Annotated in this window: 27 protein-coding genes and 1 pseudogene; 6 read left to right on the top strand and 22 right to left on the bottom strand. The window is 67.4% G+C overall.

Annotated elements, in window-relative coordinates:
- Positions 1–43: 43 nt before the first annotated feature.
- The 6 genes from L810_RS01020 to L810_RS00995 form a co-directional block, all read right to left on the bottom strand.
- Positions 44–1,135, bottom strand: coding sequence for a hemin-degrading factor (locus tag L810_RS01020; protein WP_021156481.1), 1,092 nt, complete (start codon positions 1,133–1,135; stop codon positions 44–46).
- A 49-nt stretch (positions 1,136–1,184) separates the two neighbouring features.
- Complete coding sequence (locus L810_RS01015) at positions 1,185–3,455, bottom strand: TonB-dependent hemoglobin/transferrin/lactoferrin family receptor (RefSeq protein WP_021156480.1); 2,271 nt, start codon at positions 3,453–3,455, stop codon at positions 1,185–1,187.
- 268 nt (positions 3,456–3,723) lie between these two features.
- Positions 3,724–3,951 (bottom strand): hypothetical protein, encoded by a 228-nt coding sequence (locus L810_RS01010; RefSeq protein ID WP_021156479.1) that lies wholly within the window; start codon positions 3,949–3,951, stop codon positions 3,724–3,726.
- Positions 3,952–4,139: 188 nt separating this feature from the next.
- Positions 4,140–4,523 (bottom strand): DUF6232 family protein, encoded by a 384-nt coding sequence (locus L810_RS01005; protein ID WP_042972737.1) that lies wholly within the window; start codon positions 4,521–4,523, stop codon positions 4,140–4,142.
- Positions 4,524–4,647: 124 nt separating this feature from the next.
- Positions 4,648–4,908: a DUF2866 domain-containing protein gene (locus tag L810_RS01000; protein ID WP_011353838.1), complete on the bottom strand. Its 261-nt coding sequence runs from the start codon at positions 4,906–4,908 to the stop codon at positions 4,648–4,650.
- Between the two features lie 207 nt (positions 4,909–5,115).
- Entirely contained in the window at positions 5,116–6,273 is a 1,158-nt protein-coding gene (locus tag L810_RS00995) for a porin (RefSeq protein ID WP_021156477.1), read from the bottom strand.
- Positions 6,274–6,581: 308 nt separating this feature from the next.
- Between L810_RS00995 and L810_RS00990 the strand changes: the two genes are divergently transcribed.
- Entirely contained in the window at positions 6,582–7,388 is an 807-nt protein-coding gene (locus L810_RS00990; RefSeq protein ID WP_021156475.1) for a MetQ/NlpA family ABC transporter substrate-binding protein, read from the top strand.
- 150 nt (positions 7,389–7,538) lie between these two features.
- Here the strand turns inward: L810_RS00990 and L810_RS00985 are convergent, their stop codons facing one another.
- From L810_RS00985 to L810_RS00970, 4 genes are all read right to left on the bottom strand, one after another.
- Complete coding sequence (locus L810_RS00985; RefSeq protein ID WP_021156474.1) at positions 7,539–8,654, bottom strand: succinylglutamate desuccinylase/aspartoacylase family protein; 1,116 nt, start codon at positions 8,652–8,654, stop codon at positions 7,539–7,541.
- 225 nt (positions 8,655–8,879) lie between these two features.
- Complete coding sequence (locus L810_RS00980; RefSeq protein WP_021156473.1) at positions 8,880–9,662, bottom strand: ABC transporter substrate-binding protein; 783 nt, start codon at positions 9,660–9,662, stop codon at positions 8,880–8,882.
- A 226-nt stretch (positions 9,663–9,888) separates the two neighbouring features.
- Positions 9,889–10,809: a LysR family transcriptional regulator gene (locus tag L810_RS00975; protein ID WP_021156472.1), complete on the bottom strand. Its 921-nt coding sequence runs from the start codon at positions 10,807–10,809 to the stop codon at positions 9,889–9,891.
- Between the two features lie 145 nt (positions 10,810–10,954).
- Positions 10,955–11,902: a GlxA family transcriptional regulator gene (locus tag L810_RS00970; protein WP_021156471.1), complete on the bottom strand. Its 948-nt coding sequence runs from the start codon at positions 11,900–11,902 to the stop codon at positions 10,955–10,957.
- Between the two features lie 107 nt (positions 11,903–12,009).
- Between L810_RS00970 and L810_RS00965 the strand changes: the two genes are divergently transcribed.
- Together L810_RS00965 and L810_RS00960 are read left to right on the top strand one after the other, a co-directional pair.
- Complete coding sequence (locus L810_RS00965; RefSeq protein WP_021156470.1) at positions 12,010–12,318, top strand: DUF3817 domain-containing protein; 309 nt, start codon at positions 12,010–12,012, stop codon at positions 12,316–12,318.
- Positions 12,315–12,716: a CopD family protein gene (locus tag L810_RS00960; RefSeq protein ID WP_021156469.1), complete on the top strand. Its 402-nt coding sequence runs from the start codon at positions 12,315–12,317 to the stop codon at positions 12,714–12,716. Before L810_RS00965 ends, L810_RS00960 begins: the two co-directional genes overlap by 4 nt.
- Here the strand turns inward: L810_RS00960 and L810_RS00955 are convergent.
- From L810_RS00955 to L810_RS00945, 3 genes are all read right to left on the bottom strand, one after another.
- Positions 12,703–13,305, bottom strand: coding sequence for a hypothetical protein (locus L810_RS00955; RefSeq protein WP_021156468.1), 603 nt, complete (start codon positions 13,303–13,305; stop codon positions 12,703–12,705). The genes L810_RS00960 and L810_RS00955 overlap by 14 nt on opposite strands.
- 217 nt (positions 13,306–13,522) lie before the next feature.
- Positions 13,523–14,911 (bottom strand): NCS2 family permease, encoded by a 1,389-nt coding sequence (locus L810_RS00950; RefSeq protein WP_021156467.1) that lies wholly within the window; start codon positions 14,909–14,911, stop codon positions 13,523–13,525.
- Positions 14,912–15,484: 573 nt separating this feature from the next.
- Complete coding sequence (locus tag L810_RS00945) at positions 15,485–16,162, bottom strand: TetR family transcriptional regulator (protein ID WP_021156465.1); 678 nt, start codon at positions 16,160–16,162, stop codon at positions 15,485–15,487.
- 48 nt (positions 16,163–16,210) lie between these two features.
- On the opposite strand from L810_RS00945, the gene L810_RS00940 reads away from it, so the two are divergent.
- Positions 16,211–16,876: an O-methyltransferase gene (locus L810_RS00940; RefSeq protein WP_021156464.1), complete on the top strand. Its 666-nt coding sequence runs from the start codon at positions 16,211–16,213 to the stop codon at positions 16,874–16,876.
- Between the two features lie 145 nt (positions 16,877–17,021).
- Here the strand turns inward: L810_RS00940 and L810_RS00935 are convergent, their stop codons facing one another.
- From L810_RS00935 to L810_RS00910, 8 genes and pseudogenes are all read right to left on the bottom strand, one after another.
- Complete coding sequence (locus tag L810_RS00935) at positions 17,022–17,540, bottom strand: DUF3455 domain-containing protein (RefSeq protein ID WP_042972736.1); 519 nt, start codon at positions 17,538–17,540, stop codon at positions 17,022–17,024.
- 141 nt (positions 17,541–17,681) lie between these two features.
- Positions 17,682–17,888: pseudogene (locus L810_RS49575) on the bottom strand (cyclase family protein); the annotation flags it as partial.
- 1 nt (position 17,889) lies between these two features.
- Positions 17,890–18,036, bottom strand: a complete 147-nt coding sequence (locus tag L810_RS48665; RefSeq protein ID WP_021156462.1) for a hypothetical protein — start codon at positions 18,034–18,036, stop codon at positions 17,890–17,892.
- Positions 18,037–18,055: 19 nt separating this feature from the next.
- Positions 18,056–19,171: an alkene reductase gene (locus L810_RS00930; RefSeq protein ID WP_021156461.1), complete on the bottom strand. Its 1,116-nt coding sequence runs from the start codon at positions 19,169–19,171 to the stop codon at positions 18,056–18,058.
- 64 nt (positions 19,172–19,235) lie between these two features.
- A complete protein-coding gene (gene dkgB, locus L810_RS00925) occupies positions 19,236–20,042 on the bottom strand; it encodes a 2,5-didehydrogluconate reductase DkgB (protein WP_021156460.1) in 807 nt (268 codons plus the stop codon).
- Between the two features lie 151 nt (positions 20,043–20,193).
- Positions 20,194–21,150, bottom strand: coding sequence for an LLM class oxidoreductase (locus L810_RS00920; protein WP_021156459.1), 957 nt, complete (start codon positions 21,148–21,150; stop codon positions 20,194–20,196).
- 19 nt (positions 21,151–21,169) lie between these two features.
- On the bottom strand, positions 21,170–21,493 hold the full coding sequence (locus L810_RS00915) for a MoaF-related domain-containing protein (protein WP_021156458.1): 324 nt from the start codon (positions 21,491–21,493) through the stop codon (positions 21,170–21,172).
- A 28-nt stretch (positions 21,494–21,521) separates the two neighbouring features.
- Entirely contained in the window at positions 21,522–22,724 is a 1,203-nt protein-coding gene (locus tag L810_RS00910) for an MFS transporter (protein ID WP_021156457.1), read from the bottom strand.
- A gap of 101 nt (positions 22,725–22,825) precedes the next feature.
- Here L810_RS00910 and L810_RS00905 point away from each other — a divergent pair, with 101 nt between their 5' ends.
- The gene (locus L810_RS00905) at positions 22,826–23,770 is read left to right on the top strand and encodes a LysR family transcriptional regulator (RefSeq protein ID WP_021156456.1); all 945 of its coding nucleotides are present in this window, start codon (positions 22,826–22,828) and stop codon (positions 23,768–23,770) included.
- A 174-nt stretch (positions 23,771–23,944) separates the two neighbouring features.
- Here L810_RS00905 and zwf read toward each other — a convergent pair whose 3' ends face one another.
- Positions 23,945–25,420, bottom strand: coding sequence for a glucose-6-phosphate dehydrogenase (gene zwf, locus L810_RS00900; protein WP_042972725.1), 1,476 nt, complete (start codon positions 25,418–25,420; stop codon positions 23,945–23,947).
- Between the two features lie 201 nt (positions 25,421–25,621).
- On the opposite strand from zwf, the gene L810_RS00895 reads away from it, so the two are divergent.
- Positions 25,622–26,200 carry a TetR/AcrR family transcriptional regulator gene (locus L810_RS00895; RefSeq protein ID WP_021156455.1) on the top strand — a complete coding sequence of 193 codons (579 nt, stop codon included), beginning with the start codon at positions 25,622–25,624 and terminating at the stop codon, positions 26,198–26,200.
- Positions 26,201–26,277: the final 77 nt, after the last annotated feature.

Genomic DNA, 26,277 nt, shown 5'->3' with positions numbered 1-26,277 from the left:
CCCGCCAGCATCGCGCGGCGGCGCGGATCGAACGGTCGCGCGCTCACCGCGCGCCTCCGCGTGCCGCGGCCGGCAGCGTCGCGACGAGCGCGCGCCAGTCGTCGCGTTCGACCTTGCCGGGCTTGCGCTCGCCGAACAGCAGTGCGACGTGGTCGCCCTGCCGGTCGAACAGCTCGAGCGACGTGACGATGCCGTCGCTCGTCGGCTTCTTCACGACCCACGCGGCGGCGATCAGGTCCTCGCGCACGTGCAGGTTGAAGCCCGGGTCGAGCACGTTGATCCACGCGCCGACCTCGCGCACGTTCGCGACCGGGCCCGTATGAATCTGGATCATCCCCGCGTTGCCGACGAATACCATGATCGGCTGCCCGCTCTGGGCGGCCTGTTCGAGCACGTGGCGCAGCGCATGCGCGGTTTCGACCGGATACGCGTAGTGCGGATCGGCGAGGCGCAGCGCCTGCATGCGGCTCACGCCGAAGCGCTGCGTGATGCCGAAGAACTGGTGCGTGTCGGTCATCGCGTCCCACGCGGCGCGAAAACCCGCGACGTCGATCTCGGTGTCGGCGCGTTCGGGCTTTTTCGGCGCGGCGGCCGCGACCTCGAGTCCCGGCTCCTGCGACGGCGCGCGCCAGCGCTCGACGAACGCGTCGTACGCGGCGTGGTCGCTGTGCGCGCGCAGGTAGACCTTGTGAATCGCATGTCCCTGCGCGTCGAAGAACTGCAGGCTCTTCAGCGGGCCGTGCGCGGTCTCGTCGCGCACCGCGAACGCCGACACCCAGTGACGATAGAAGATGCGCAGGTCGATATCGCCGAGCGCGAGGCCGACGGGCCCGTCATGGCTCATCTGCGCATATTCGCCGTCCTTCTCGTGGACGGCCGTATCGTTGCGCGTGAGCGCCATCACGCGGCCGAGGCGCGGCATTTCCTCGAACATCGCCGGAAAGCGCGCGTCGAGCCGCACGACGTGCTCGCCGACGAACGCGGCGAGCGCCTCGCCTTCGCTGACGCCGAGCGCCTGCGCGACGTCGCGGTTGCGCAGCTGGCGCTCGGTCTTGAGCTTCACGAACGCGTCGCGCAGCGCGGCGGCCGCGCGGGCCGGCGTGGCCGGTTGACCGGGAAGGGCGGATTGCATCATGTCGGACTCCTTCAAGTAACGGTTGGGGTGGCTGCGCGGGCGGCGCGCATCAGAAATCCACTTTCATGCTGACGGCGACCGTGCGGCCGGGCGACGTATACGCGTCGAGCACCTGCGAATCGGCCGCGATGCCGCGCACGTCCGACCAGTTCCAGTACTTGCGGTCGAACAGGTTGCGGATGCCGACCGTCGCGCTCACGTGCTTGTTGAAGCGGTAGCCGCCGCGCAGGTCGACGACGAACGACGACGGCGGCGAGAAACACGTCTTGTTCGAACAGTCGGACTTGTCGATGTCCTTGTCGCGTTTCGCGGCCTGGAACAGCAGGTCGGTCTGCACGAACCAGCGTTCGGTCGGTTCGTAGCGCACGCCGAACACGGCGGAGAACGGGTTGACGGTGTTGAGCGGCTGGCTCGCCGCGCCGTCGTTCTGCGTCGAGCCCTTCGTGAACGCCATCGCCGTCTTCAGCGTGATGCCGTTCGGCATCACCCATTCGGCGCGGCCTTCGAGGCCGTGGATGCGCGCGTCGGCGAAGTTCACGTACTGGAACACGGATGGGTCGGCCGGCCGGCCGCTGCCGGCGATCGTCGTGCGCGAGATGAAGTTGCGGTAGCGGCCCGTGAACGCGGCCGCGCTGTAGCGCACGACGCCGTAGCCGGTGCCGGCCTTGCCGCGCAGCCCGGCTTCGAAGGTATCGCTCGTCTCGGGCTTCAGGTTCGGATTGCCGATCGACGTGTAGCCGTACACCGGGTTCGAGAAACTGCTGTTCACCTGGTCGGGTGTCGGTGCGCGGAAGCCGTGCGCGTACTGCACGTACGGAATGACCGCCGGTGTGATCTCGTAGAGCACGGCGACGCGCGGCGACAGTTCGTTCGCGCTGGTCGACACGGCCTTGCCGGTGAACAGCGGATCGTTTGCGGTCGGGCTCAGCCGGTACGTGTCGAAGCGCAGGCCCGGCGTGACGAGCAGGCGGCCGTAGCCGATCTGGTCCTGCAGGAACGCACCGAACAGCGTGTAGTCGGTGTCGGGAAACGCCTTGTTCGGGAACGCTTCGCCGACGCCCGGCACCGTGCCGTCGCGCAGGTTGGTCACGCGCGACACGCTGCCGTCGACGCCATACAGCAGCTTGTGCGCGAACGGCCCGGTCGCGAAGCCGCTTTCGGCGAACGCCGAGCCGCCGAACGTGCGTTCCTTGTACTGGTTGTCGCGCGAACGCGATTTCAGCGGCGCGCCGCGCGTCTCGAACGCGTACTGGTCCTGCTTCGCGTCCTGGTAGTAGAACTGCACGTGCGCGGTCTGGAACCAGCGGAACGCATCGTCGCGGAAATCGTAGCCGACGCTGAAGCGGTTGCGTTCGAGCCGGTCGTTCGTCGTGAGGCCGAGCGTGGTCGGCGGATTGATCGCGGACAGCACGTCGGTGCTCACGCGCCGCTGCACCGTTTCGGCGGTGAGCTTGAACGTGTCGCGCGCGGTGGGCGTCAGTACGAGCTTGCCGAGCAGCGATTCCGAATAGACGTCCTGCGGATTCGACGTGGTGCGCAGCGTGCTCGCCGAGTTGTTGCTGCCGCGCGTGTCGACCTCGTGGCCGCGCCGCCCGTCGGCGATGATCATTCCCTGGACGCGATCGTTGCCGCCCGCGGCCGACACGGTCGCACCGATGCTGCGGTCGGCCGAGTCGTAGCTCGGCCGGAACGAGAAGTAGGTGGGCTTGTTGTAGATCGACAGCAGGTCGCGCGGATCCTTCGTGATGAAGTTCACCGCGCCGGTCAGGCCGTCGCTGCCGTAGAGCGCCGACGCCGGCCCGCGCAGGATCTCGATGCGCTTGAGCGTGTCGAGATCGGCGTAGTCGCCGCGCCCCGCTTCGAGCGGGCCGAATGAAAACGCGTTCGGCAGGCGGATGCCGTCTTCCATCAGCAGCACGCGATTGCCTTCGAGGCCGCGGATGTTGATGCTCGAATCGCCGTCGCGGCCGCCGCCGAGCGCGGCGGTGCCGGGCCGGTACGCGGTGCGGCGCACCGTGATGCCCGGCTCGTAGCGCAATGCATCCTTGATGTTGGTGGCCTGCTGTTCCTCCAGATCCTCGTCGGTGATCACCGAGACGGACGCAGCCGTGCGGCTCGTGGCCGTTGCGGTGCGGTTGGCCGTGACGGTGACAGGATCGAGCAGCGCCGCATCGCCGCGCGTGGACGCGGCAACGAGCAGGGTGGAAGGCGGGGTGGCGCCTTGTGGCGACGAATCGGCGTGAGCCGGGGCGGCGGACAGGCCGAACGCGCCGAACAGCGCGGCACAGATCGGCCGCCGCGCCAGCGTATAGCAATGCACAGGTGGTCTCCCATTGACGAAAACAAGCCCGAAGGCTGGCTGGGTGACGCGTTCACCTGGCTGGCCCGCCCGCGCACGGAATGCGGCGGGCGGCGAATTGAAAGGCAACTGATAATTTTGCCAGTGTAAATGAGAATTATTATCAATACAAGAACGAAAGGCGGCACGCGTGGGTGAGCGCTCACCTGCGCGGCTCGGGCCTGCCGTGGCGGGAAATACGGGAGAAGCGCGGGCCCCGGCGCAAGCCTGTCACGAGCGTGAACAGGCCCTAGGCGAGTGCTTCGATGCGGATCAGCAGGTTGCGCGCATGCGTGATGAACGCATCGTGCGTCGCGCGATCGCCGTGGCCTTCGAGGCCGGCCTGTTCGGCGAACGCGATCTGTTCGGTGTAGAGGTCGACGAGCGCACGGCGTGCGTCAGGGGGAAGCGCGCGGATCATCGACACGATCAGCAGTTCCTGCGCGCGAAGCGTGCCGGACAGCGTCTGGACGTTCATGCTGGCCTCCTCGGACGATGCGGCGACGAGCCGCTCTTTCCATACTAGGCGGTCGGCGTACGCAGCGCAGGCGAGGCGGTGGTGGAATGCGATTCGACGGGGGCAATCGAGGGCGCCGTTGCGCGACGCGAAACGCGCCGCGCGCGGCCGGGCACCACGGATCGAAGCGTGCAGGGATGCGAACGGAATCAGCCGGCCGTCGTTGCGGCCTGCGCATCGCGCACGACCTGCGCAACGCGTTCGACGAACTCGACGTCGACGCTCGACAGCGCTTCGCGCTTGCCGTCGGGCATCTCGACCATCAGGCGATACGTGACGTCCTGCGTGGTCCACGCGAGATAACCGACGACGGCGAGCATCACGCCGACGACGAGCGCGGCGCTCGATCCGGCGATGCCGCCCGCCACGGCGGCGGCCGCGCCGATCAGCGAGATCAGCGACGGCACGAGGCGGTTTTTCGGAATCTTGACGACATCGACGTGGCGGATGTCACGCAGCGCGAATACCTGCCCCGCGGCCGACAGGCCGTTGCGCGTGATCATCACGCCGCGTTCGTTGAATGCGTTTTCCATCATGTGTTGCGTGGACGAAAACGCGCAGCGTAGCAGGTTTCATTGCCGCATCAAACGAGACCGACTGCCGCACGATGCGTGCGGCGCGCTCGAAAGACAGGCAGCGGGTGGAACGGGACGGCGTTCAGAACTGCAGCCGGCCGTCGCCGTAAAGCCGGCCCGGCACGTGCGACGCGACGACCTCGGCGATCTCTTCGTCGGTCGATTCGGCCGGCACGATCTGGCGCCGCGCGGGTGCGTCGAGATGCATCGTCCATTCGACGAGACGATACGGCCGCCCCCACGGGCGCTGCATTTCGACCGATACGCGGCAGCTCTGGACCGGCATCGAGTGTTGGCACGTCAGAATCGCGTGCAGATGGCTGAAAACGGTATCTTCGATCATCATGGCCTCCGATCCTGTCTTGTGGGCAATCGATGGCGGCGCCGTCGGCGGTTCAAAAAAAAAGCCGCCGATGTTCAGGCGGCCAACAGGGGGGGTGAGAGCATCCTCTCAGCCCAGAATTAAGCGAAACTTAAAAGCCCATAAAAAAGCGCCCCGCGTGGAGCGGGGCGCTTCTTGCCGTCGTGATCCGCGAGTTAAGCGGATGCTTTAGAACTTGTGACGGATACCGATACGTGCGGCGATCTGGTTCTTCGAACCCGTGCCCGACGTGTTGAAGTAGCTCGTGCTCGAGCCGATCTGCGCTTGCACGCCCTTGCCCGATGCCTGCTGGTACACGACCAGGCCGTACACGTCGGTACGCTTGCTGAGTGCGTAGTCGGCGATACCGTTGACCTGGTTCCAGTGCCACGAGTTGCCGTTCTGCGTCGCGTTCGTGTACGTGTAGCCGAGGCCGCCCGACAGAGCCGGCGTGAACGCGTACTTCGCACCTGCTTCATACGCGTTGTAGAACGTGCCGCCCGCGCCCGAGACGGTCGAGAACTGCGTACGCGTCCACAGCAGCCATGCCGTTGCCGGGCCCCAGACGTAGCGGCCGCCCACACCGTAGGTGCGCAGGTCGCGGACGTTGCCCGTGCTCAGGTTCGCGATCGTCGTCGAGAATGCCGGCGTCGACTGGCTCGGGAAGCGGATGTCCGTGTACGCGGCGCCGAGCGAGAACGGGCCGTTCGCGTAGTTCAGGCCGAAGCTGTATGCGCGCGACGAGCCTGCCGTCGTCGTCGTGCCCGACGTCGTTGCCGGTGCGCCGGCGAAGTCCGTCGAGTTCGAGAAGCCGTACAACGCGCCGAACGTGAAGCCCGAGTAGTTCGCGCTCTGGAACTTCACGGCGTTGTTGATGCGGCTCGACGTGAGCTGGTCGATGTCGTTCACGTGGTACGCGTAGTTGCCCGCGACCGTGTTGCCGCCCGTCGAGTAGTTCGAGCCGAGGATGTCGGTCGAGAACGAGTACTGGCGGCCGAACGTGACCGTGCCGTATTGCGACTGGCTCAGGCCGACGTAAGCCTGGCGGCCGAAGATCGCGCCGCCCTGGCCGATCGTGCCGTTACCGCTGTTGAAGCCGTTTTCGAGCACGAAGATCGCCTTCAGGCCACCGCCGAGGTCTTCGGTGCCGCGCAGGCCCCAACGGCTGCCCTGGGCAACGCCGTCGTCATACTTGAACAGCTTGCCCGAGCCGCCGTTGGCGGTCTTGCTGTGGTTCACGTAGCTGATACCGGCATCGATGACGCCGTACAGCGTCACGCTGCTTTGTGCGTGCGCCGTGCCGGCCGTTGCTGCCAGGACGGCGATGGTCAACAGTTTCTTGTTCAAAGGATTCTCCGAGCGAATAAATGGCGTGTCCAGTTGCGGTTCCGGCGCTCTCTATGGGCGCTTTCACGGACCGGCGGCAACTTTATCGAGGGGCCACGTAATGAATATGACAGCGACTGTCATATGAAGAATGTGTGGCGCCGATGCGACACTGAATTCTGCCCGCTTGTACAGTCGGGGGTTATACCGAATTCGGCTGAGAATCGATCCGGCCCCGGAATATGCACATGAAATAAGCTTGGTTGGTGGCGTTCCGGCCCCGTGCCACGATCCGTCTTCCAACAAACGACACGGGACAAGAGGACACCATGCGACGTTCATTCCTGACCGGCCTCGGCGCGCTCGCAGCCGCACTGGCATTCGCGGCGCCCGGCGCGCACGCCGACTCGCAAACGCTGAAGATCGGCACGATGAGCGGCCCCGACGCGCAGATCTGGACCGAGGTGACGAAGGTCGCCGCACGCGAAGGCCTCGCGATCAAGGTCATCGAATTCAACGACTACGTGCAGCCGAACGCGGCGCTCGATGCCGGCGACCTGGACGCGAACGGCTTCCAGCACCAGCCGTTCCTCGACAGCCAGATCAAGCAGCGCGGCTACAAGATCGTCAACGTCGGGCTCACCTACACCGCGCCGATGGGTTTCTATTCGAAGAAGATCAAGTCGCTGAAGGACTTGCCGGTGGGCGCGAAGGTCGGGATCCAGAACGATCCGTCGAACGGCAACCGCGCGCTGCTGCTGCTGCAGAAATACGGCGTGATCAAGCTGAAGCCGGGCGTCGGCGCCAACGGCGTGAACGCGACGCCGCTCGACGTCGCCGAGAACCCGAAGAAGATCAAGATCGTCGAACTCGACTCCGCGCAGCTGCCGCGCGCGCTGCCCGACGTCGATGCCGCGTCGATCAACACCGACTACGCGGTGAAGGCCGGGCTCACGCCGGTGAAGGATGCGATCGCGATCGAGGACCTGCGCGGGCCGTACGCGAACCTGATCGCCGTGCGCGCGCAGGACAAGGACAAGCCGTGGGTGAAGAAACTCGTCGCGGCCTATGAATCGGACGACGTGCGCAAGTTCATCGACCAGAAGTTCGGCGGCGCGATCGTGCCGGCGTTCTGAACGCCCACGCGTGCCATCGCCCGGCCGGATGGAGCGCCGGGTATTCCGGAAAGCAGATCGCCCGCGCAAGCGGGCGATTTCGTTGGTGCGCGCGGGTGAGCGCCGGGGGATGCCCGATACGCGCCGTGACCCGGCGCGCGGGCCGGCCGCTCAGGCCGACAGCAGCGAACCCGTGCGGATCGCGGTCGCGCCGGCGATCCGCGCGACTTCCATGCCGGCCGTCGCGAAGCGCACGACCTGGCGCGCGTACAGCACGCCCGACACGCTGCTCTTCAGCGTGACGACACGATCGGTCAGCGGATCGACGATGTCGGCCACGGCCTGGCCGGCCTCGATCATCGCGCCGACCGGCGTGCGGAACACGATCACGCCCGACACGGGCGCGACGAGCGGATCGGTGCCCGCGAGCGGCGTGGCCGGATGCGCGAGCGGCGGCAGCGGCGCCGGCGTGCCTTCGACGACACCGCGCTCGGTCAGGTATTCGACGATCGCCTGTGCGTCCTTTTCGGCGAATTCGTACGACACGTCGCGTTCGCTGCGCAGTTCGACCGTGACGGAAATCGCGCCGTTCGGGATCGGGAAGCGGTCGCCGAAGCGGTTGCGCAGGTCCGACCAGCAGAAGCTGTGGATTTCGTCGAACGGGTTGCCGACCGAATTCAGCGCGAGCAGCGACGCCTGTGCATCGAGATAGCGCGCCAGCGGCTCGACATCCGCCCACAGATCGGGGTTCGTGTAAAGGTGCATCACCGCATCGTTGTCGCAGTGCAGGTCGAGCACGATATCGGCGTCGAACGACAGCTTCTGCAGCGCGAGGCGCTGCGAGTCGAGTTCGGTGCGCGGCTTCTGTTCGTCGAGCGCTTCGCGCATCGCGGTGCGCACGGCGACGAGATTGCGCTGCGCGTCGTTCGTGAGGCGGCTTTCGACGTGCGGCAGCACGAGCGCCGCGAGATCGTGGAAATTGCGGTTGAAGTTCTGCATCGAGCCGAGCTCGAAGCGGCCGAGGTGATCGCCGAACACGTGCTGCGACAGGCCGATCGGGTTCGGCACGGGCACGATGACGACTTCGCCGCGCAGCTTGCCGGCCGTTTCGAGCGCGGCGATCTTGCGGCGCAGCAGCGTGGCGACCAGCATGCCGGGCAGCTCGTCCGCGTGCAGCGACGACTGGATGTAGACCTTCTTGCCGCCGCGCGGGCCGTAGTGAAAGCTCGTGATCTGGCGTTCGGTACCGACGGCGGGGGAAATCAGCGGATGGGTCTGCGTTTGCATGATGGGGGAGTGCGGCGCAGCCGCGAATGATCCGGTGTGCGTGGAAGATCGATTGTACGTTGCCTTCCTCGCCCCCATCAAACCGGCGCCAGAACGCGCCGATTTTCGTTGTGAATCATCAGGTTGGTGCGGAAAAAATAACGCTGCCGGTACCGCGTGCGCAAAAAAACGGGCTCCTTGCGGAGCCCGTTCGTGCCGAAGCGAAGCGTGCGCTTGCGTGGCGGATTACTTGCCGTAGACGTCGAAATCGAAGTACTTCTTCGCGATCTTGTCGTACGTGCCGTCCTTGCGCATGCCGGCGATCGCGCCGTCGATCTTCGTCTTCAGGTCGGTGTCTTCCTTGCGCAGGCCGATACCGGCGCCGTTGCCGAGCGTCTTCGGATCGTCGAGATCCTTGCCGGCGAAGTCGAAGTTCGCGCCGCGCGGCGTCTTCAGGAAGCCGATCTCAGCCTGCACCGCGTCCTGCAGCGCGCCGTCCAGACGGCCCGAGATCAGGTCGGCGTAGACCTGGTCCTGGTTCTGGTAGGGCACGACGTTCACGCCCTTCGCTGCCCAGTACGTCTTCGCATAGGTTTCCTGGATCGTGCCCTGCTCGACGCCGACCGACTTGCCCTTCAGCGATTCGGCCGTCGGCATCAGGCCGGCGCCCTTCTTCGTGACGAGGCGCGTCGGCGTGTTGAACAGCTTCGCCGAGAAGGCGATCTGTTCCTGACGCGCCGGCGTCATCGACATCGACGACAGCACGCCGTCGAACTTGCGGGCCTTCAGTGCCGGAATCATCCCGTCGAAGTCGTTTTCGATCCACACGCACTTCGCGTTCATGCGGCGGCAGATTTCGTTGCCGAGATCGACGTCGAAACCCACAACCTTGCCGTCAGCGCCTTTCGATTCGAAAGGCGGGTAGCTTGCGTCGACGCCGAACCGCACGGTCGACCAGTCCTTCGCATACGCGCTGCCGGCCGATACGGCGAGCAGGGCAACGGTCACAGCCGCAAGAATCTTTTTCACCAGGTGACTCCTCGTTTTGTTCGATGGGTGCGCGGTTGTGCCGCGCCGTAAGCCTTCGGCCGGCCGCGGCTTCGCGGCAGGCTGTCCGTTTCGCCCACCCGATGCGGGCGCGCGACGTGCGCAAGATTATCAAGACAAAATACCGGCAGGGCGCCTAGGACAAGCCCCGATACCGGGCCCGGCGGCGGCGCGTTGCGTGCGCCGCCGTTTCAGACACAGGAACGATTCAGCCGAGCGTTTCGTTGACCGCACGCTGCAGGCACGTGACGAATTGCGTGACGGCGGGCGTGGGCAGCAGGTCGCGCCGCGCGATGATCGACAGGTCGAAGCGCGGCATGCGCTCGTCGAGTTCGGCCGTGCGGATGCCGAGCGGCGCGACCGTCGCGGCGAGCGGGCGCGTGAAGCAGCCGATCACGTCCGAGCGCGCGACGAGCCCGAGCGTCACCGCGAACGACATCGGCGAGCGCAAGAGCCGCTTCGGCAGCGGCAGCCCGTGCGCCTGGAACATCCCGACCATCACGCTGTGCGGAAACTGCTCGGCGCCGACGGTGACGATCCACTCGGCATCGAGCAATTCCTCTAACCGGCGCGCGTGCGCGAGCGGGTGGCCTTCGCGCATCACGACGGTGAACTCGGTGGACAGCAGCGGCAACTGCGTGAAATCGCGATCGAGCGCGGGCACGTGGTGCATCGCAGCGATGTCGAGCGTGCCGTTGCGCAACTGCGCGAGCGCGTCGGGCACCGTCACTTCCTCGAGATGCAGGCTCACGTCCGGCATCGACCGGCGAAATGCCGTCACCGCGCGCGGCAGCGCGGTCAGCGCGATCGACGGCATCGTGCCGACCGCGACCCGGCCGGACATCTCGCCCTTCACCTGTTCGACGGCCTCGACCGTGCGGCGGATATCGCCGAGCAGTTGCTCGGCGCGCGGCAGCAGCGCATGGCCGCATGCGGTCAGCTCGACGCCGCGGACGCTGCGCGCGAGCAGTTCCGCGTTGAGCGCCGTTTCGAGCTCGCGGATCGTATGCGTGATCGCGGGCTGCGTGACGCCGAGTTCGCGCGCCGCGGCGCGCAGGCTCTTGTGATGTGCGGCGGAGACGAACGCCTGGAGCTGCGCGATGTTCAGGGGATTGCGGATGCGGGTCATCGATCGGGTCCGGTTGGCGCGACAGTGTGGCGAACGAGGCGGGGCGGCGGTTTTCGGTCGCGATCCCTAGGGTTGCATGCACGCGGTGCCGCGCCGGCTCGACACATCGCGTGCCGTTGCGCAGGCGGCGGTGACGTTGCGAACGTCACGCGCCGGCGCGCGCGCGGAACGCGCGACGATACCGCTGCGGCGACGTGCCGACGATGCGCGCGAACCGCTCGCGAAACGCGGTGACCGAACTGAACCCGGCCTCCGTCGCGACATGCTCGACCGACAGTTCCGTGACCTCCAGCAACTGCTGCGCATGCCGGACGCGTGCAGTCTGCAGCCATTGGCGCGGCGACGTGCCGGTCTGTTCCTGGAAGCGCCGCGTCAGCGTGCGCACGCTCGTCGACGCCTTGCGGGCCATCTCGTCGAGCGTGAGCGGCTTGCGCAGGTTCGCCTGGAGCCAGTCCATCAGATCGTGCAGCCCGTCGGTGGCGGCCGGCCATTCCGGCGCGATGAACTGCGCCTGCCCGCCTTCGCGCACGCGCGGCGCCACCGCGCTGCGTGCGGCGTCGACGGCAACCGCCGCGCCATAGTCGGCCTGGATCATGTGCAGGCACAGGTCGAGGCCGGCCGCCGCGCCGGCCGACGTCAGGATGCGCCCGTTGTCGACGAACAGCACGTTCGGATCGACGTCGACGTCCGGATAGCGGCGTGCGAGTTCGGCGGCCGCGAGCCAGTGCGTCGTCGCGCGCAGGCCGTCGAGCAACCCGGCTTCCGCGAGCACGAACGCGCCGCTGCAGATCGATGCGATCCGGCACCCGCGCGCGGCCGCTTCGCGCAGGGCGGCAATCGCACGGCGTGACGTGGGTGCGAGCGGCACCGACGTGCCGGGGACGACGATCGTATCGGCGTCGGCGAGCGCATCGAGGCGAAACGGGGGCCGCAGCTCGAACAGGTCGCCGGCGACGCGCGGATGCTCGCTGCACACGCATACGCGGTAGGCCTGTTCGACACCGGGCGCACGCACGCGTGCGAACGTGTCGCATGCGACGCCCAGATCGAACGGGACGACATCGGGCAAGGCGAGCACGGCGACCGTATGCATGGCGTTCGAGGGTTTGGCCAGAATCCGTTGAAAGATGTCATTCTAGCCAATGGCTCGAACCCGCACCACACGCGACAATCGCGGCGGATCAACCTGGAGCCCCGCCGATGAAACAAGACGATCGCGACGCGTTGCGGAGCCTGCAGTACCTGTCGTTGCTGGAGGCGACCACACTCGTCGTGCTGGTGTGCGTCGCCGTGCCGCTCAAGCATCTGGCCGGTTATCCGGTCGCGGTATCGATCATGGGGCCGGTCCACGGCATCGCGTTCGCGATGTACGTGTGGGCGGTCGTCGGCACCGCATCGAGCGGGCTGTGGAGCAGGGGCGACGTCGCGCGGCTCGTGCTGTCGGCCGTCGTGCCGTTCGCGGGGCTGGCGAGTGCGGGATGGATCGCGCGCCGGAGGCACGCGCGATGATCTACCTGATGATGAAGACCGTGCACGTGGCGGCCGTCGTCACGTTCGTCGGCGGGCTGCTGATGCTGTCCGTCGGTGTCCGGATCGCGAACCTCGCCGTGCATCGCGCGGTGCGGCGCTGGGATCGCATGGTGACGGCGCCTGCACTCGCGATCGTCTGGATCACGGGTGTCGCGATCGCGCTCAACGGGCACTGGTTCGGCGCGGCGTGGCTGTCGGTGAAGCTTGCGGTCGTCGTCGCGCTGTCGGCGCTGCACGGCGTGCTGGCCGGCACGCTGCGGCGCATGGAGCGCGACGATCTGGTCGTCGTGCCGACACCGTGGCTCGGTCAGGCGGCGGGCGCGGTCGTGGCCGCGACGGCGATCGTCGTCGGGCTGGTCGTGATCAAGCCGTTCTGACGAGTGCCGTTTCGACGGCCGCCAGCGTACGGCGCCGGATCCAGCCGCTTCCCAGCCGGATCGCGAGCCAGTACGGCGTGAGCAGCCAGCGCGTGCGCTCGCTCGGGCAGTGGATGAACGTTTCCGTGCGCAGCATGTGCGCGCCCGATGCGAGCCCGACGACCTCGAAGCGGAGCACCAGCTTCGCATCGCGCGGGTCGTCGTGCCGCACGAAGGCCGTTGCGTCGGCGATCGTTCGGACGTCGGGCGTGGGACGCCAGAAGCGGCCGACGAGGCCGAGCGACAGCGATGTGTCGTCGCGGTGGAGCAGCGTGAACGAGTCGAAGCCGAAGCGCGCGTGTTCGGGGCGGGCCGGCCCGTTGCGGAGCGCGCCGGCGACGGCGGCCGGGAATTCGCGCACCATGAGCAGTGCGTCGATGACGGGATCGGCACGCATGTCGAGCGACGCGACGGCGTCGATGATGCGCGCGGGCGGCGCGTCGATCGGCTGCGATTCATGCACTTCGTGGAACCCGAACGACGGGATGAACGGCGGCTTGCGCGCCGAGGTCCGGGTGCTCGATTCGGAGACGATGCCGAGCGCGTTCATCGCGGCTCCTGAAGGGGGCAAAGCGCGATCGTAGCACCGGGCGCGGATTTGCGTCGCGCCGTTGCCGCGCCGCGCATCGTGCTGCACTGCACGCACAAAAAAAAGCCTGGAAACTTGCGTTCCCAGGCCTGGAGACCATCAACGACGATGGTGGAGGAGACGATGTCGTCCCGATGCGCGCCGCCCTTCTGCAGGCAACGTCGCGCATGTCTCGCGGTCAGATCGCCCAGCCGCCGAGATAGAACGTGACGAGCACGGCCGCGATCAGCACGGTGCCGACGTTCAGCTTGCGGAATTCGCCGCTGGCGATGCGGCCGATCACGAGCGTCGAGAAGCCGAGCATGATGCCCGTCACGATGTTCGCGGTCAGCACGATGAACACCGCGCATACGAGGCCCGACATCGCGTCGACCATGTCGTCCATGTGCAGCTTGCTCACGCTGCCGAGCATCAGCAGGCCGACGTACATCAGCGCGGGTGCGGTGGCGTACGACGGCACGAGGCCCGCGAGCGGCGAGAAGAACATCACGACGAGGAACAGCAGGCCGACCACGGCGGCCGCGAGGCCCGTCTTCGCGCCGGCTGCCACGCCGACGCTCGACTCGATGTAGGCCGCCGCCGGCGCGCCGCCGAGGAAACCGGAGAAGATCGAGCTGATCGAATCGGCGGTCAGCGCGCGGCCGCCGTTGATGATGCGGCCGTTCTCGTCGAGCTGGCCGGCCTGGCCCGCGACCGCGCGGATCGTGCCGGTCGCGTCGAACACGGCGGTCATCACCAGCGCCAGCACGCTCGGCAGCACGGCCATCGACAGCGCGCCCTTGATGTCCATCGCGCCGATCAGCGATGCATGGCCCGGTGCGCTCAGCGACGGCAGCGCGAAGACGCCGTGGTACTTCACGGCGGGATCGAAGATCAGCCCGAAGATCGAGATCGCGATCACGACGAGCAGGATGCCGCCCGGCACGCGACGCTTCTCGAGGCCGAAGATCGCGGCGAGGCCGACGACGGACATGATCACCGGGAGGGCGGTGATCTGGCCGAGCGAGACCGGCAGGCCGGCGCCCGGGTTCTTGATCACGAGGCCGACGTCGTTCGACGCGATCAGCAGCAGGAACAGGCCGATGCCGATCCCGGTGCCGTGCGCGACGCCCGCGGGCAGGTTGCGCAGGATCCACGAGCGCACGCCGGTCACCGAGATGCCGGTGAACACGAGGCCCATCAGGAACACGGCGCCGAGCGCGACCGTCGGATGCAGCCCCTTGCCGAGCACGAGGCCGAACGCGGTGAACGCGGTCAGCGAGATCGCGCAGCCGATCGCGATCGGCAGCTTCGCCCACAGGCCCATCAGCAGCGAGCCGAACGCGGTCGTGAGGCAGACCGCGACGAACACCGCGCTCGTGTCGAAGCCGGCCTTGCCGAACATGCCGGGCACGACGAACACGGAATAGACCATCGCGAGGAAGGTGGTGACGCCGGCGACGATCTCGGTGCGTTGCGTGCTGCCGCGCGACGAAATGCCGAAATACCGGTCGATGACTCCCTGGGTGCCAAAGTCAGATTCTGCCGCGCCGACGTCGACCGTCGGCTGCACCGGGGTATCACTCATGAGCTTGCTCCTTTATCAGCATGCTGAAACGGCCCGTAGCGAACCGTCGTCAGGGTGTCTCGTATCTAGTTGGGATTTGTCGGCAACGTCGTGGGGACGAATGACGCGTGATGCGTGTCGTTACGTGCGAATCGAAACGATCGCGAGGGTGTCGCGTCGGACGACGCGTGGTGTGGTCGACCCCGTCACGTGTGCTTTGCCGTAGCGAAGGTTAGGCGAGCGGCCGATCACGTCCCATCGGGGGAAGTGCATGCAGCGCATGTCGCAGCGCTTATATCGGCGTGCAACCGGGCTCCGTCGCGACGACACGCGTGTATACGCCTAGTTCGAATCCGTTAAGGCGACTATTTGAATGCAGGGTCGACGGGCAGGGCGGGAGCGGGTGAGGCATTGAATATTACGAATATCTTTCATCGAGGCGGTGCACGCGCATGAAAACGGCGGCGCGCGACGCGATGCGCGGCCGTGTACAAGCGGCACCCGGATGATACCGGTGCCGCACGCGGCTTGCGCTCGCGCGTTCCGGCCCTCGTCGCTTCGATCGCGCCGGCCGTGTCAGTCGCGTCAGTCGCGTCAGTCGCGTGCGAGATGCGCGAGGTACGCGCAGAACATGTCGGCCATCGCGGTCGAATAGGCGTCGATTTCCGCCGGCGTGCGCGCGGTTTCGGAGAACGTCTTGCCGCCCGACGTGAGCGTTGTCTTGATCAGCTCGCAGGCGAGCGCATGCGTGGTCTCGGGCACGCCGGGCAACGCTTCGCGCATGAATGCGCTGAAGACCCGGTTGCCTTCGGCTCTCACTTCCTGTGCTTCGGGCGCGTCGCGATAGAGCGGTGCGGCGTCGTCGAGCGCGATGCGCATGCCCGCCTCGTCGCATTCCGACTGGATGAACGCATGGACGGCCGTGCGCAGTCGCTCGGGCGGCGTCTTCTGCGTGTCCTGCAGTATTCGGCACAGCATGTCGGACGTCTGCCGCCATTCGTCGTGCTGCAGCCGGAACAGCACCGACGCCTTGTTCGGGAAGTACTGGTACAGCGAGCCGACACTCACGCCGGCGCGCTCGGCGACGCGCGCCATCGTGAAGCGCTGCGCGCCTTCGGTCGCCAAAACCTGAACAGCAGCCTGGAGGACGTCTTCGACGAGACGGGTCGAGCGCGCCTGCCGAGGCAGCTTGCGCGTGGCAATCGGGGCATTTCGACGGTCGGTCATGGGCGGTTGGCCAATGCGAATAGTAAAACCTGAATAGTTCGTCATATTCTAGTCGGGCGCACTGACGCACTCAACCTGACACTGGAGATCCGCATGACCACCCTGATTCACGACCCGCTGGCGTCGCTGCTCGCGCGCCTGTTCGACGAAGCCGAGGCGTCGTCGCCCGCGACGAGCCCGGCCTTTGCCGACGTGTCGCGCGACGAACAGGCGCGGCTGATGCGCAGCAAGACGGACTACACCGATCTGTATGCGCGCCTGAAGGACTATCCGCTTCCCGTGTCGCGCGAGACGGGCATGCTGCTGTACATGCTCGCGCGCAGCGGCGGCGCGCGGGCGATCGTCGAATTCGGCACGTCGTTCGGCATTTCGACGCTGCATCTCGCGGCCGCGCTGCGTGACAACGGCGGTGGCCGGCTGGTCACGAGCGAGTTCGAACCGTCGAAGGTCGCGCGCGCGAGGGCGAACCTGACGGCGGCCGGGCTCGCCGATCTCGTGGAGATTCGCGAAGGCGATGCGCTGCGCACGCTGGCCGCCGATCTTCCGGATTCGGTCGACCTGTTGCTGCTCGACGGCGCGAAAGGGCTGTATCCCGAGATTCTGGCGCTGGTCGAACCTCACCTCGAGGCGGGGGCGTTCGTCGTGGCCGACAACGCGGAATACAGCCCCGACTACCTCGCGTACGTGCGCGCGCCGGAAAACGGCTATCTGTCGGTGCCGTTCGACGGCGAAGTCGAGTTGTCGATGCGGATACGCTGAACGGACGTAACGCGGGTGTCGACGCTGCCACGCTTGTTCGCATGAAAGACAGGAAAACTGAATGAATGGCGGCGTGGCGGCAGGAAGCGGGAAGATGCCCGGTGCCGGCGGCGCCGGGCGTTACCTCACGTCACGTCACCTCACTTCACTTCAGGAACACATAACGCGCGAAGTAAGGAAAGCGTCCGACCGCATGCTCGGTCGTGCACGTCGTGGCCGGCGGCGTGCCGCCCGCCGTGTCGAGCCGCTGCACGAAGCGCACGCCGGCAAGCGTGCCGGTTGCGGCCGGCGTGGCCGCGAGCAGCAGTTGAGGAACGCTGCCCGGGTGTGTGCCCGGCGCTTCCGCGAGCTTCTTGCCGGTGACGCGGCTGCCGTCGAGTGCCTCCCACGACGGGCCCGCGCCGTGCCGGACGACGAGCGTGCCGCCGGCATCGAACAGCAGTGCTTCGGGGTACTGGAATGCCCACGCGAGCCGGTGCCCGGCGTCGTATTCGCATGCATAGACCTGCATGCCGCTCGCGGTGGTCGACAGCACCGGCGTGGCCGGCTCGGGCGGCGCGAGGCCGGCGGCCTCGTCGGCATGCGCGGGCGCGGTGAACGCCGCGCAATAGAGACTGGCTGCGAGGGCCAACAGCATGTCGCGTGTCGGGGAACGGCTGGGCATGGCGGAGCGTCCTCTCAGGTCGGGTGACGGTCGTGTGAAGTCGATCTCGTCAACACTAGACGCCGATGGCGCAGGCTGCAACCCGGAAATGACGATCGCGGCGCTAGCGGCCGCGATGGTCGGGGGGCGGAGGGGCGATCGGCGGATCGCAACCGGGTTGATGTTGACCTGCGTGGAGCCGACGTACAGCGGCTGGCCGAGCACGAACGGGAATTCCCGCGCCTTGTCGCGCACCAGCGCGCGGCTGTCGATCCGCTCCAGGTTGCAGATGCCGCGCTTCGCGCGCATGTACTGGTCGATCGGGAATTCATCCTGCGTGTGCGGATTCGGATAGACCTCCGACGCCCACTCAGGTGTCGCCGCCGAACGCGTCGTTCGCGCCCTGGACGGACGGATACCGGTCGGCCGCGGGTGCGGCCGGCGCGGCGTGCGCCGCCCGGGCCGCCGCGAACGGCAGGATCGCGGCGAACGCGAGCCGGGCGAGCGTTGCTTTCATGCCGGACTCCGATGAATCGTTACGCCGCGGCTTGCGCGAGCGTCGGGTAGTCGGTCAGGCCCTGGGCGCCGCCGCCGAACAGCGTGTTGCGGTCGTGCTGCGCGAGCGCGGCGCCGGTGCGCAGGCGTTCGGGCAGGTCGGGGTTCGCGACGAACGGGCGGCCGAACGCGACGAGGTCGGCCCAGCCGGCGGCGATCGCTTCGCGTGCGCGCTCGGCGGTGTACGCACCGGCGTAGATCAGCACGCCCGGGTACGCGGCGCGCAGCTGCTGCTTGAATGCGACCGGCATCAGCGGCGCGTCGTCCCAGTCGGCTTCCGCGATGTGCAGGTAGCCGACGCCGAGCTCGCCGAGCAGCTTCGCGGCGGCGAGGTAGGTCGTTTCCGGATCGTCGTCGACGCAGCCGTTCAACGTGGTCAGCGGCGCGAGGCGGATGCCGACGCGCGACGCGTCGCCGGTGCCTTCGATAAGCGCCTGCGTGACTTCACGCAGGAAGCGCAGCCGGTTCTCCAGCGAGCCGCCGTATTGGTCGGTACGCGTGTTCGCATTCGAATCGATGAACTGGTTGACGAGGTAGCCATTCGCGCCGTGCAGCTCGACGCCGTCGAAGCCGGCTTCGATCGCGTGGCGCGCGGCGGCGCGGTACTGGTCGACGATCTCGCGGATTTCGTCGACGGACAGCGCGCGCGGCTCGGATGCCTGCACGAAGCCCGGCGTGCTGCCGTCCTCACCGGCGATGAACACGTTCACGCCCTTCGCCTGGAGCGGCGACGACGATACGGGTTGCGCGCCGCCGAGCAGGCTCGTGTGGCTCAGGCGGCCGACGTGCCACAGCTGCGCGAAGATGCGGCCGTGCGCGGCATGCACGGCGTCCGTCACCTTGCGCCAGCCGGCGACCTGCGACGGCGTGTGAATGCCGGGCGTCCATGCGTAGCCCTTGCCGAGCGGCGCGATGTAGGTGCCTTCGCTGACGATCAGGCCCGCACTCGCGCGCTGCGCGTAATACGCGGCCATCAGTTCGTTGGCTTCGTCGCCGGGCTGGCTGGCGCGCGAACGCGTCATCGGCGGCATCACGATGCGGTTCGGCAGCGTCAGCGCGCCGAATTGCAGCGGTTGGAAAAGCGGGTCCTGGGTCATGATGGTGTCCTGTCGGGGCCGCGGCCGGCTGGCCGCGGACGATTCGATCGAGAGAGCGGTGCGTTTAGTCCCACTTCGGCGCGAGGCCGGCCGGGTCGACTTCGCGGCCGTTGCGCTCCAGCGCGGCGATCTGCGCCATGTCTTCGTCGGTCAGGCGCAGCGTCTGCGCGAGCAGGTTGCTCGCGAGGTTCTCGCGCTTCGTCGACGACGGAATCACCGAGTAGCCGAGCTGCAGCGCCCACGCGAGTGCGACCTGTGCCGGCGTCGCGTCGTGACGCTGTGCGATCGCGCCGATCACCGGGTCGCCGAGCACCTTGCCGTACGCGAGCGTCATGTACGACGTCACGTGGATGCCTTCGGCGGTCAGGAACTCGACGAGCTTGCGGTTCTGCAGGTACGGGCTCAGTTCGATCTGGTTCGTCGCGATCGCATCCTTGCCGACGGCCGCGATCGCTTCCTTCGTCAGTTCGATGTTGAAATTCGAGATGCCGATCTGGCGCGTGAGGCCCTTCGCCTTCGCGTCGGCCAGCGCGGTCATGAACGCGTCGATCGACACGCCGTTGCCCGGGGCCGGCCAGTGGATCAGCGTCAGGTCGACATAGTCGGTGCGCAGCTTGCGCAGGCTTTCCTCGAGGCTCGCGACGAGCTTTTCCGGTGCGTAGTTGTCGACCCAGATCTTCGTCGTGAGGAACAGGTCTTCGCGGCGCACGCCCGACGCGGCGATCGCTTCGCCGACTTCGGCTTCGTTGCCGTAGATCTGCGCGGTGTCGATTGCGCGGTAACCCACTTCGAGGCCGTTACGCACCGAGTCGATGACCACCTGGCCTTGCAGGCGGAACGTACCGAGGCCGAATGCGGGAATGTTGCTCATCAAGTGCTCCTGAAAGGGGTGGAACGGTTGCGGTATGGAAGTCATTCTGGCGCTTGATACTGATGAGATAAACGCCTTTAGAGGTCAAAAATATTTGATTTGAATTCAAATATCGGTCGTGCGGCGGGCTCGCTCGAGGCCGTTGCCGGCCTTATGCGGCGCGCGTCTGCGCGTTTGCCTTCGTATTCGCGTGGAATATCGGCAGCACGTCCGACGCGATCTCGGCCATCGTCTCGTCGAGCGGGCGGCAGTTGCGGCGGAAATGCAGGCCGATGTGCCGTACGCCCGCGTCGCGCATCGCCGCGAGTTCTTCCGTCAGCGCGATGCGTCCGGCGCGGGCGCCGAAGCGGTGCCGCTGCAGCGGCTCGTGCGGATCTTCCGCGAGGTCGAGGTGGATGAAGCTCACGTACGGTTTGTCGCCGGCCACCGCGCGCCAGTTCGCGGCGCGCTGCAGGTGATCGGCCGGCGTGCCCGGATACGCGAGGCAGCCGTCCATGTGCTCGCCGATCCACGCGGGCGTTTGCTGCGCGAGACCCGCGACGAGCAGCGGCACCGGCGAGCGCGCGGCCGGCAGCACCTCGAGGCCCGGCGGCAGGTGCCCGCGCGCGCCGTCGCGCAGCAGCGCGACCTGGTCGCGGAAATTCGCGCCGCGCGACGCGAAGTCGCGGCCGAACAGCGGATATTCGACCGGACGGTCGCCGCTCGCGACGCCGAGCATCAGGCGGCCGCCGCTCAGTTCCTGGATCGTCGCGGCCGATTTCAGCGTCAGCAGCGGCTCGCGCAGCGGCAGCACGACGGCCGCCGTGCCGAGCAGGATGTCGTGCGTGATCCCGGCGAGGTAGCCGAGATACGAGAACGTTTCGAACACCTGCGCGGCGTCGCCGAACGACGGGTCGTACACCGGCACGTCGCGCACCCAGAGCGCGCGGAAGCCGAGCGAGTCGGCCAGCTGCGCGAGTTCCGCGTGGATGGCGAGGTCGGGCACGCCGGGGTGGCGGCCGTCATGCCGGCGTTTCGCGTTGCCGGACGGGGTCCAGTCGTTGTCGAGCGGCAGTTCGATGCCGATGCTGAAGCCGCCGTCGGCGAGCCTGTCGAGTGAAGTGGGCATGATTGGGGGCTCCGTCCGTTCAGACCGCGCGCAGGCTGCCGTCGAGCCGGTAGAAATCGAGCGACGACGCGGTGAAGAACGAGCGCGACGTGCCGGCGGCGAAATCGTCGATGTGCACGACGGTGGCCCGATCGGCTTCCTGCCACGAGATCGCGTAGGTTTCGCCGGCGACGTGCTGCCACGTGTATTCGACTTCACCCTTCGCGCCCGCGTACGGGCCTTCGGTGATTTCGTAGCGCATGTGGAGGCCGTCCTCGTCGTATGCGTTGAGCGCGGTGAGGCCGTCGTAACGGACTTCGAAAGTCTTGCCGGCGAACGGCGGACGTCGGGTCGATGCGTTCATGCGGGTGGCTCCTGTGAATAGGTGACGTTCAATGGGCGAGTTCGACGGGTTCGGCCGTGCGTTCCGGCAGCCCGTGGCTGCGGTCGAGACGGCCGCTCAATGCGGTGAGCGCGAACGCGCCGAGCGTGACGACGGCGGCGATCCACGGCGTGTGGCCGAGGCCGACGTTCGCGACGATCAGGCCGCCGAGCGACGAGCCGCCGGCCACGCCGAGGTTGAAGGCGGCGATGTTGAAGCCCGATGCGACGTCGGTGGCGTCCGGCGCGAAGTGGCGCGCCTGCTTGACGACGTACACCTGCAGCCCCGGCACGTTGCCGAACGCGACCGCGCCCCACGCGAGCATCGTCAGCACCGCGAGCCATTTCACGTGGATCGTGAAGGTCAGCGCGAGCAGCACGATCGCGAGCAGCAGGAAGATCCGCTTGAGCGCCTTCACGGGGCCGACGGCATCCGCGAGCTTGCCGCCCCACACGTTGCCGACCGCGACCGACACGCCGTAGCCGACGAGCACGAGGCTGACCTGCGACGGCGTGAAGCCGGCGATCTGCTCGAGCAGCGGCGCCATGTACGTGAACGCGATCAGCGAGCCGCCGTAGCCGACGGCCGTCATCGCATAGACGAGCAGCAGGCGCGGCTGGGCCAGCACGCGCAGCTGGCGGGCGAGCGGCGCCGGCGGCGTCTGCGGCAGCCCGCGCGGCACGAACGCCACCGCGCCGAGGAACGCGACGAGGCCGAACAGCGCGACGATCAGGAACGTCGCGCGCCAGCCGAAGTGCTGGCCGATGAAGGTGCCGAGCGGAATGCCGGCGACGAACGCGACGGTCATGCCGCTGAACATCGTCGCGATCGCGCTGGCGGCCTTCTCCTTCGGCACGAGCGTGGTCGCGATGATCGAGCCGACCGAGAAGAACACGCCGTGCGCGAGGCCGGTGAGGATGCGCGCGACGATCAGCGATTCGTAGCTGGGCGCCTGCCACGCGACGAGGTTGCCGACGGTGAAGAGCGCCATCAGCCCGGCGAGCAGCGCCTTGCGCGGCACGCGGCCGGTGAGCGCGGTGAGCAGCGGCGCGCCGATGGCGACGCTCAGTGCATAGAGGCTGACGAGCAGGCCGGCGGACGGCAGGCTGACGCCGAGGTCGGCACCGATCGTCGGGATCAGCCCGACGATCACGAATTCGGTGGTGCCGATGGCAAAGGCGCTGATGGTCAGCGCAAGCAACGCGAGTGGCATGACGGGATCCGGGTTTCAGTAGGAATGGATCGCAGTGTGCCGGCTTTACTTTTGCTGAAAAACTCGTCTATAAACCAAATTGTTTTGATTTCAAATCAACAATGAAGATCACTCTCGACGAACTCCAGGCCTTTGCCGCCGTGGTCGACACCGGTTCGATCACCGCCGCCGCCCAGCAGCTCGACCTCACCGTGTCGGCCACGAGCCGCACGCTCGCGCGGCTCGAGGAGAAGCTGAAGACCACGCTGCTGCGCCGGACCACGCGCCGGCTCGAACTGACCGAGGAAGGGCGCGCGTTCCTGCAGGACGCACGCGCGATCATCGAATCGGTCGAGACGGCGGAAGAGCAGATGCTCGCGCGGCGCGAGATGCCGTCGGGGCGGCTGCGCGTCGACGCCGCGACGCCGTTCATGCTGCACGTGATCGTGCCGCTCGTGCGCGGCTATCGCGAACGCTTCCCGAAGGTCGAGCTGGAGCTGAACAGCAACGAAGGCATCATCGACCTGCTGGAGCGGCGCACCGACGTCGCGATCCGGATCGGGCGGCTGAAGGATTCGACGCTGCACAGCCGGCGCATCGGCAATAGCCGGCTGCGCATCTTCGCGAGCCCTGGGTATCTCGAAGCGCACGGCCAGCCGCGCAAGGTCGAGGATCTCGGCAAGCACACGCTGCTCGGCTTCACGCAGCCCGAATCGCTGAACGCGTGGCCGATCCTCGGCGCGGACGGCGAAGCGTGCCGCATCGAGCCGGACATCTGTTCGTCGAGCGGCGAGACGTTGCGGCAGCTCGCGCTGGAGGGCGCGGGTGTCGTCTGCCTGTCGGATTTCATGACCGCGCAGGATCGCGAGGCCGGGCGGCTCGTGCAGGTGCTCGCGCGCCAGACGCTCGAGATCGAACAGCCGATCAACGCGGTGTATTACCGGAATACCGCGATTTCGTCGCGGATCGCGTCGTTCGTCGATTACATGATCGAGGTGCTGGGCGGCGGCAGCGGCGGCAGCGATGCGCCGGCACGGCGCAAGGCGGCGTGGATGGGGACGGTGTAGCCGGGGGCGGCTGTATCGTTGCCGCCGGGCGCCGTTCCCGCGCGGGACAGCTCGGCGGACTTTCTCCGGCCGAAGCGAACGGCGCGAAGGCGGGCGGCGCGCGGCGGGCGCGCCGATGTGATCCGGCATGCCGACGGCGCGTGCGCCGCCGACATGCCGCGCGTGCTGCGCTTCCTACGCTTCCTCGGCCCACGACATCCCGTCGCGCGCGAGCAGCGCCGACGAAGCCGCGGGCCCGAACGTGCCGGCCGTGTACAGGCGCGGCCGGTCGCCGAGCTGCTTCCAGCCGTCGAGGATCGGCTCGACCCACGACCAGGCGGCTTCGAGCTCGTCACGGCGCATGAAGTGCGTGAGGCGGCCGCGGATCACGTCGATCAGCAGCCGTTCGTACGCTTCCGCGCGCCGCTCCGGAATCGCCTGCTGCAGGTCGAGGTTCAGGCTCACCGGCACCATGTTCATCCCGCTGCCCGGTTCCTTCGCGAGCATCTGCAACTGGATCGACTCTTCCGGCTGCAACTGGATCACGAGGCGGTTGCCGTAATTGCGCGGGCCGGTCGGGATGATCGAGAACGGCATGTCCGCGAACTCGATCACGATTTCCGACTGGCGGCGCTGCAGCCGCTTGCCGGTGCGCAGGAAGAACGGCACGTTCGCCCAGCGCCAGTTGTTGATGTGCGCGCGCAGCGCGACGAAGGTTTCCGCGCGGCTGTCCGCGGGCACGTTGTCTTCCTCGAGATAGCCCTTCACCGGCTGGCCGTCGACCGCGCCGGCCGTGTACTGGCCGCGCACCGTGTCGCGCGCGACGTCCGACAGCGACATCGGCCGCAGCGAGCGCAGCACCTTCAGCTTCTCGTCGCGCACCGCGTCCGGGTCGAGCGACACGGGCGGCTCCATCGCGACGATGCACAGCAGTTGCAGCAGGTGGTTCTGCACCATGTCGCGCAGCGCGCCGGTATGGTCGTAGAAACCCGCGCGGCTGCCGACGCCGACCGTTTCCGCGACCGTGATCTGCACGCTGCGGATGTTCGGCGCCTGCCACAGCGGCCCGAAGATCGGGTTGCCGAAGCGCAGCACCATCAGGTTCTGCACGGTCTCCTTGCCGAGATAGTGGTCGATCCGGTAGATCTGCGATTCCTCGAAGTGCTTGCCGACCGCGTTGTTGATCGCCTTCGCGGACGCGAGATCGTGGCCCAGCGGCTTTTCGAGGACGACGCGCGAGTGCCTGTCGACGAGATGCGCGGCCGACAGGTTGTCGCAGATCGTCGTGAACAGCTCAGGCGACGTCGACAGGTAGAACACGCGGATCGCGTCGCCGCGCGCCGCTTCGGCGAGCCGCGCGTAGTCTTCCGGCGCGTTCACGTCGATCAGCACGTACTTGAACAGGTCGAGGAAGCGGCTCCACGCATCGGCGTCGAACGCCTTCTCGTCGATGAACGGGCGCGACTGCTCGTCCATGAACTTGCGATAGCCGTCGATGCCCCAGTCGCGGCGGCCGACCGCGATGATGCGCGTCTCCGGCGGCAGGTTGCAGTGCAGGTGCGCCATGTACAGCGCGGGCAACAGCTTGCGGGCGGCCAGGTCGCCGCCGCCGCCGAAGATGATCATGTCAACGGGCCGGTCGGCCGCGGTCTGGGTAGGCTGATTCGTCATGGGAGGTTCGCGTCTGAAACGGTGAGCGTGGAACGAACGTCGAGGCACAGGGCGCCGATACGTGAACGCACCCGTACGTGAAAACGCTAATAGTGCACGGTTTTGATGGATTGCGTATGGGTTCCCCCGGATGTAACAGGGCTTGCATTCCACATGATCGCCCCATTATGATTGAGCGCTCACTCATTAAAGGAATCGATTGTGGCCCGACCGCGCAGTCCCGACAAGCACGACGCCATCCTCGCCGCGGCCGCGCGCGCGCTCGCCGAGGACGGCGCGAGCGCGACGACCGCGCGCATCGCCAGGCTGGCCGGCGTGGCGGAAGGCACGGTGTTCACCTATTTCGAGACCAAGGATGCGTTGCTGAACGCGCTCTACCTGAGCCTGAAGGCCGGCCTGCGCGAGGCGATGATGACCGGGTTTCCGGAACACGCGCCGGCCGAGCAGGCGGTGCGGCATGCGTGGAACGGCTATGTGTCGTGGGGCGTCGCGAATCCGGACGGCCGGCGTGCGCTGCAGCAGTTGGGCGTGAGCGGGCGCATCGACGACGCGCATCGTGCGGCCGGCTCGGAAGGCTTCGGCGGGATCGGTGCGCTGCTGCGCGAACAGGTCGCCGCGTCGGGCGCGCTGAACCGCGACGAAGCGCATGCGTTCTGTTCGGCGTTGTTCGCGTCGATCGCGGAAACCGCGATGGAATCCATCGCGCGCGATCCGGCGCGGGCCGATGCCTACCGGGAAGCGGGGTTTCGCGCGATGTGGGCCGTGTTGCACACGGTGTGAATCAAGCATGGACATCGGCGCGGCGCGTGCCGCGACGGCGGGCGGGGCGTTTCAGGCAGGGCGATGCAGGTCATGAA

The organism is Burkholderia sp. AU4i, from assembly GCF_000466765.1.
GTDB classification, from domain to species: domain Bacteria; phylum Pseudomonadota; class Gammaproteobacteria; order Burkholderiales; family Burkholderiaceae; genus Burkholderia; species Burkholderia cepacia.
Note: the sequence above shows the minus strand (reverse complement) of the source record. Positions and strands in the feature narration are given on the sequence as shown.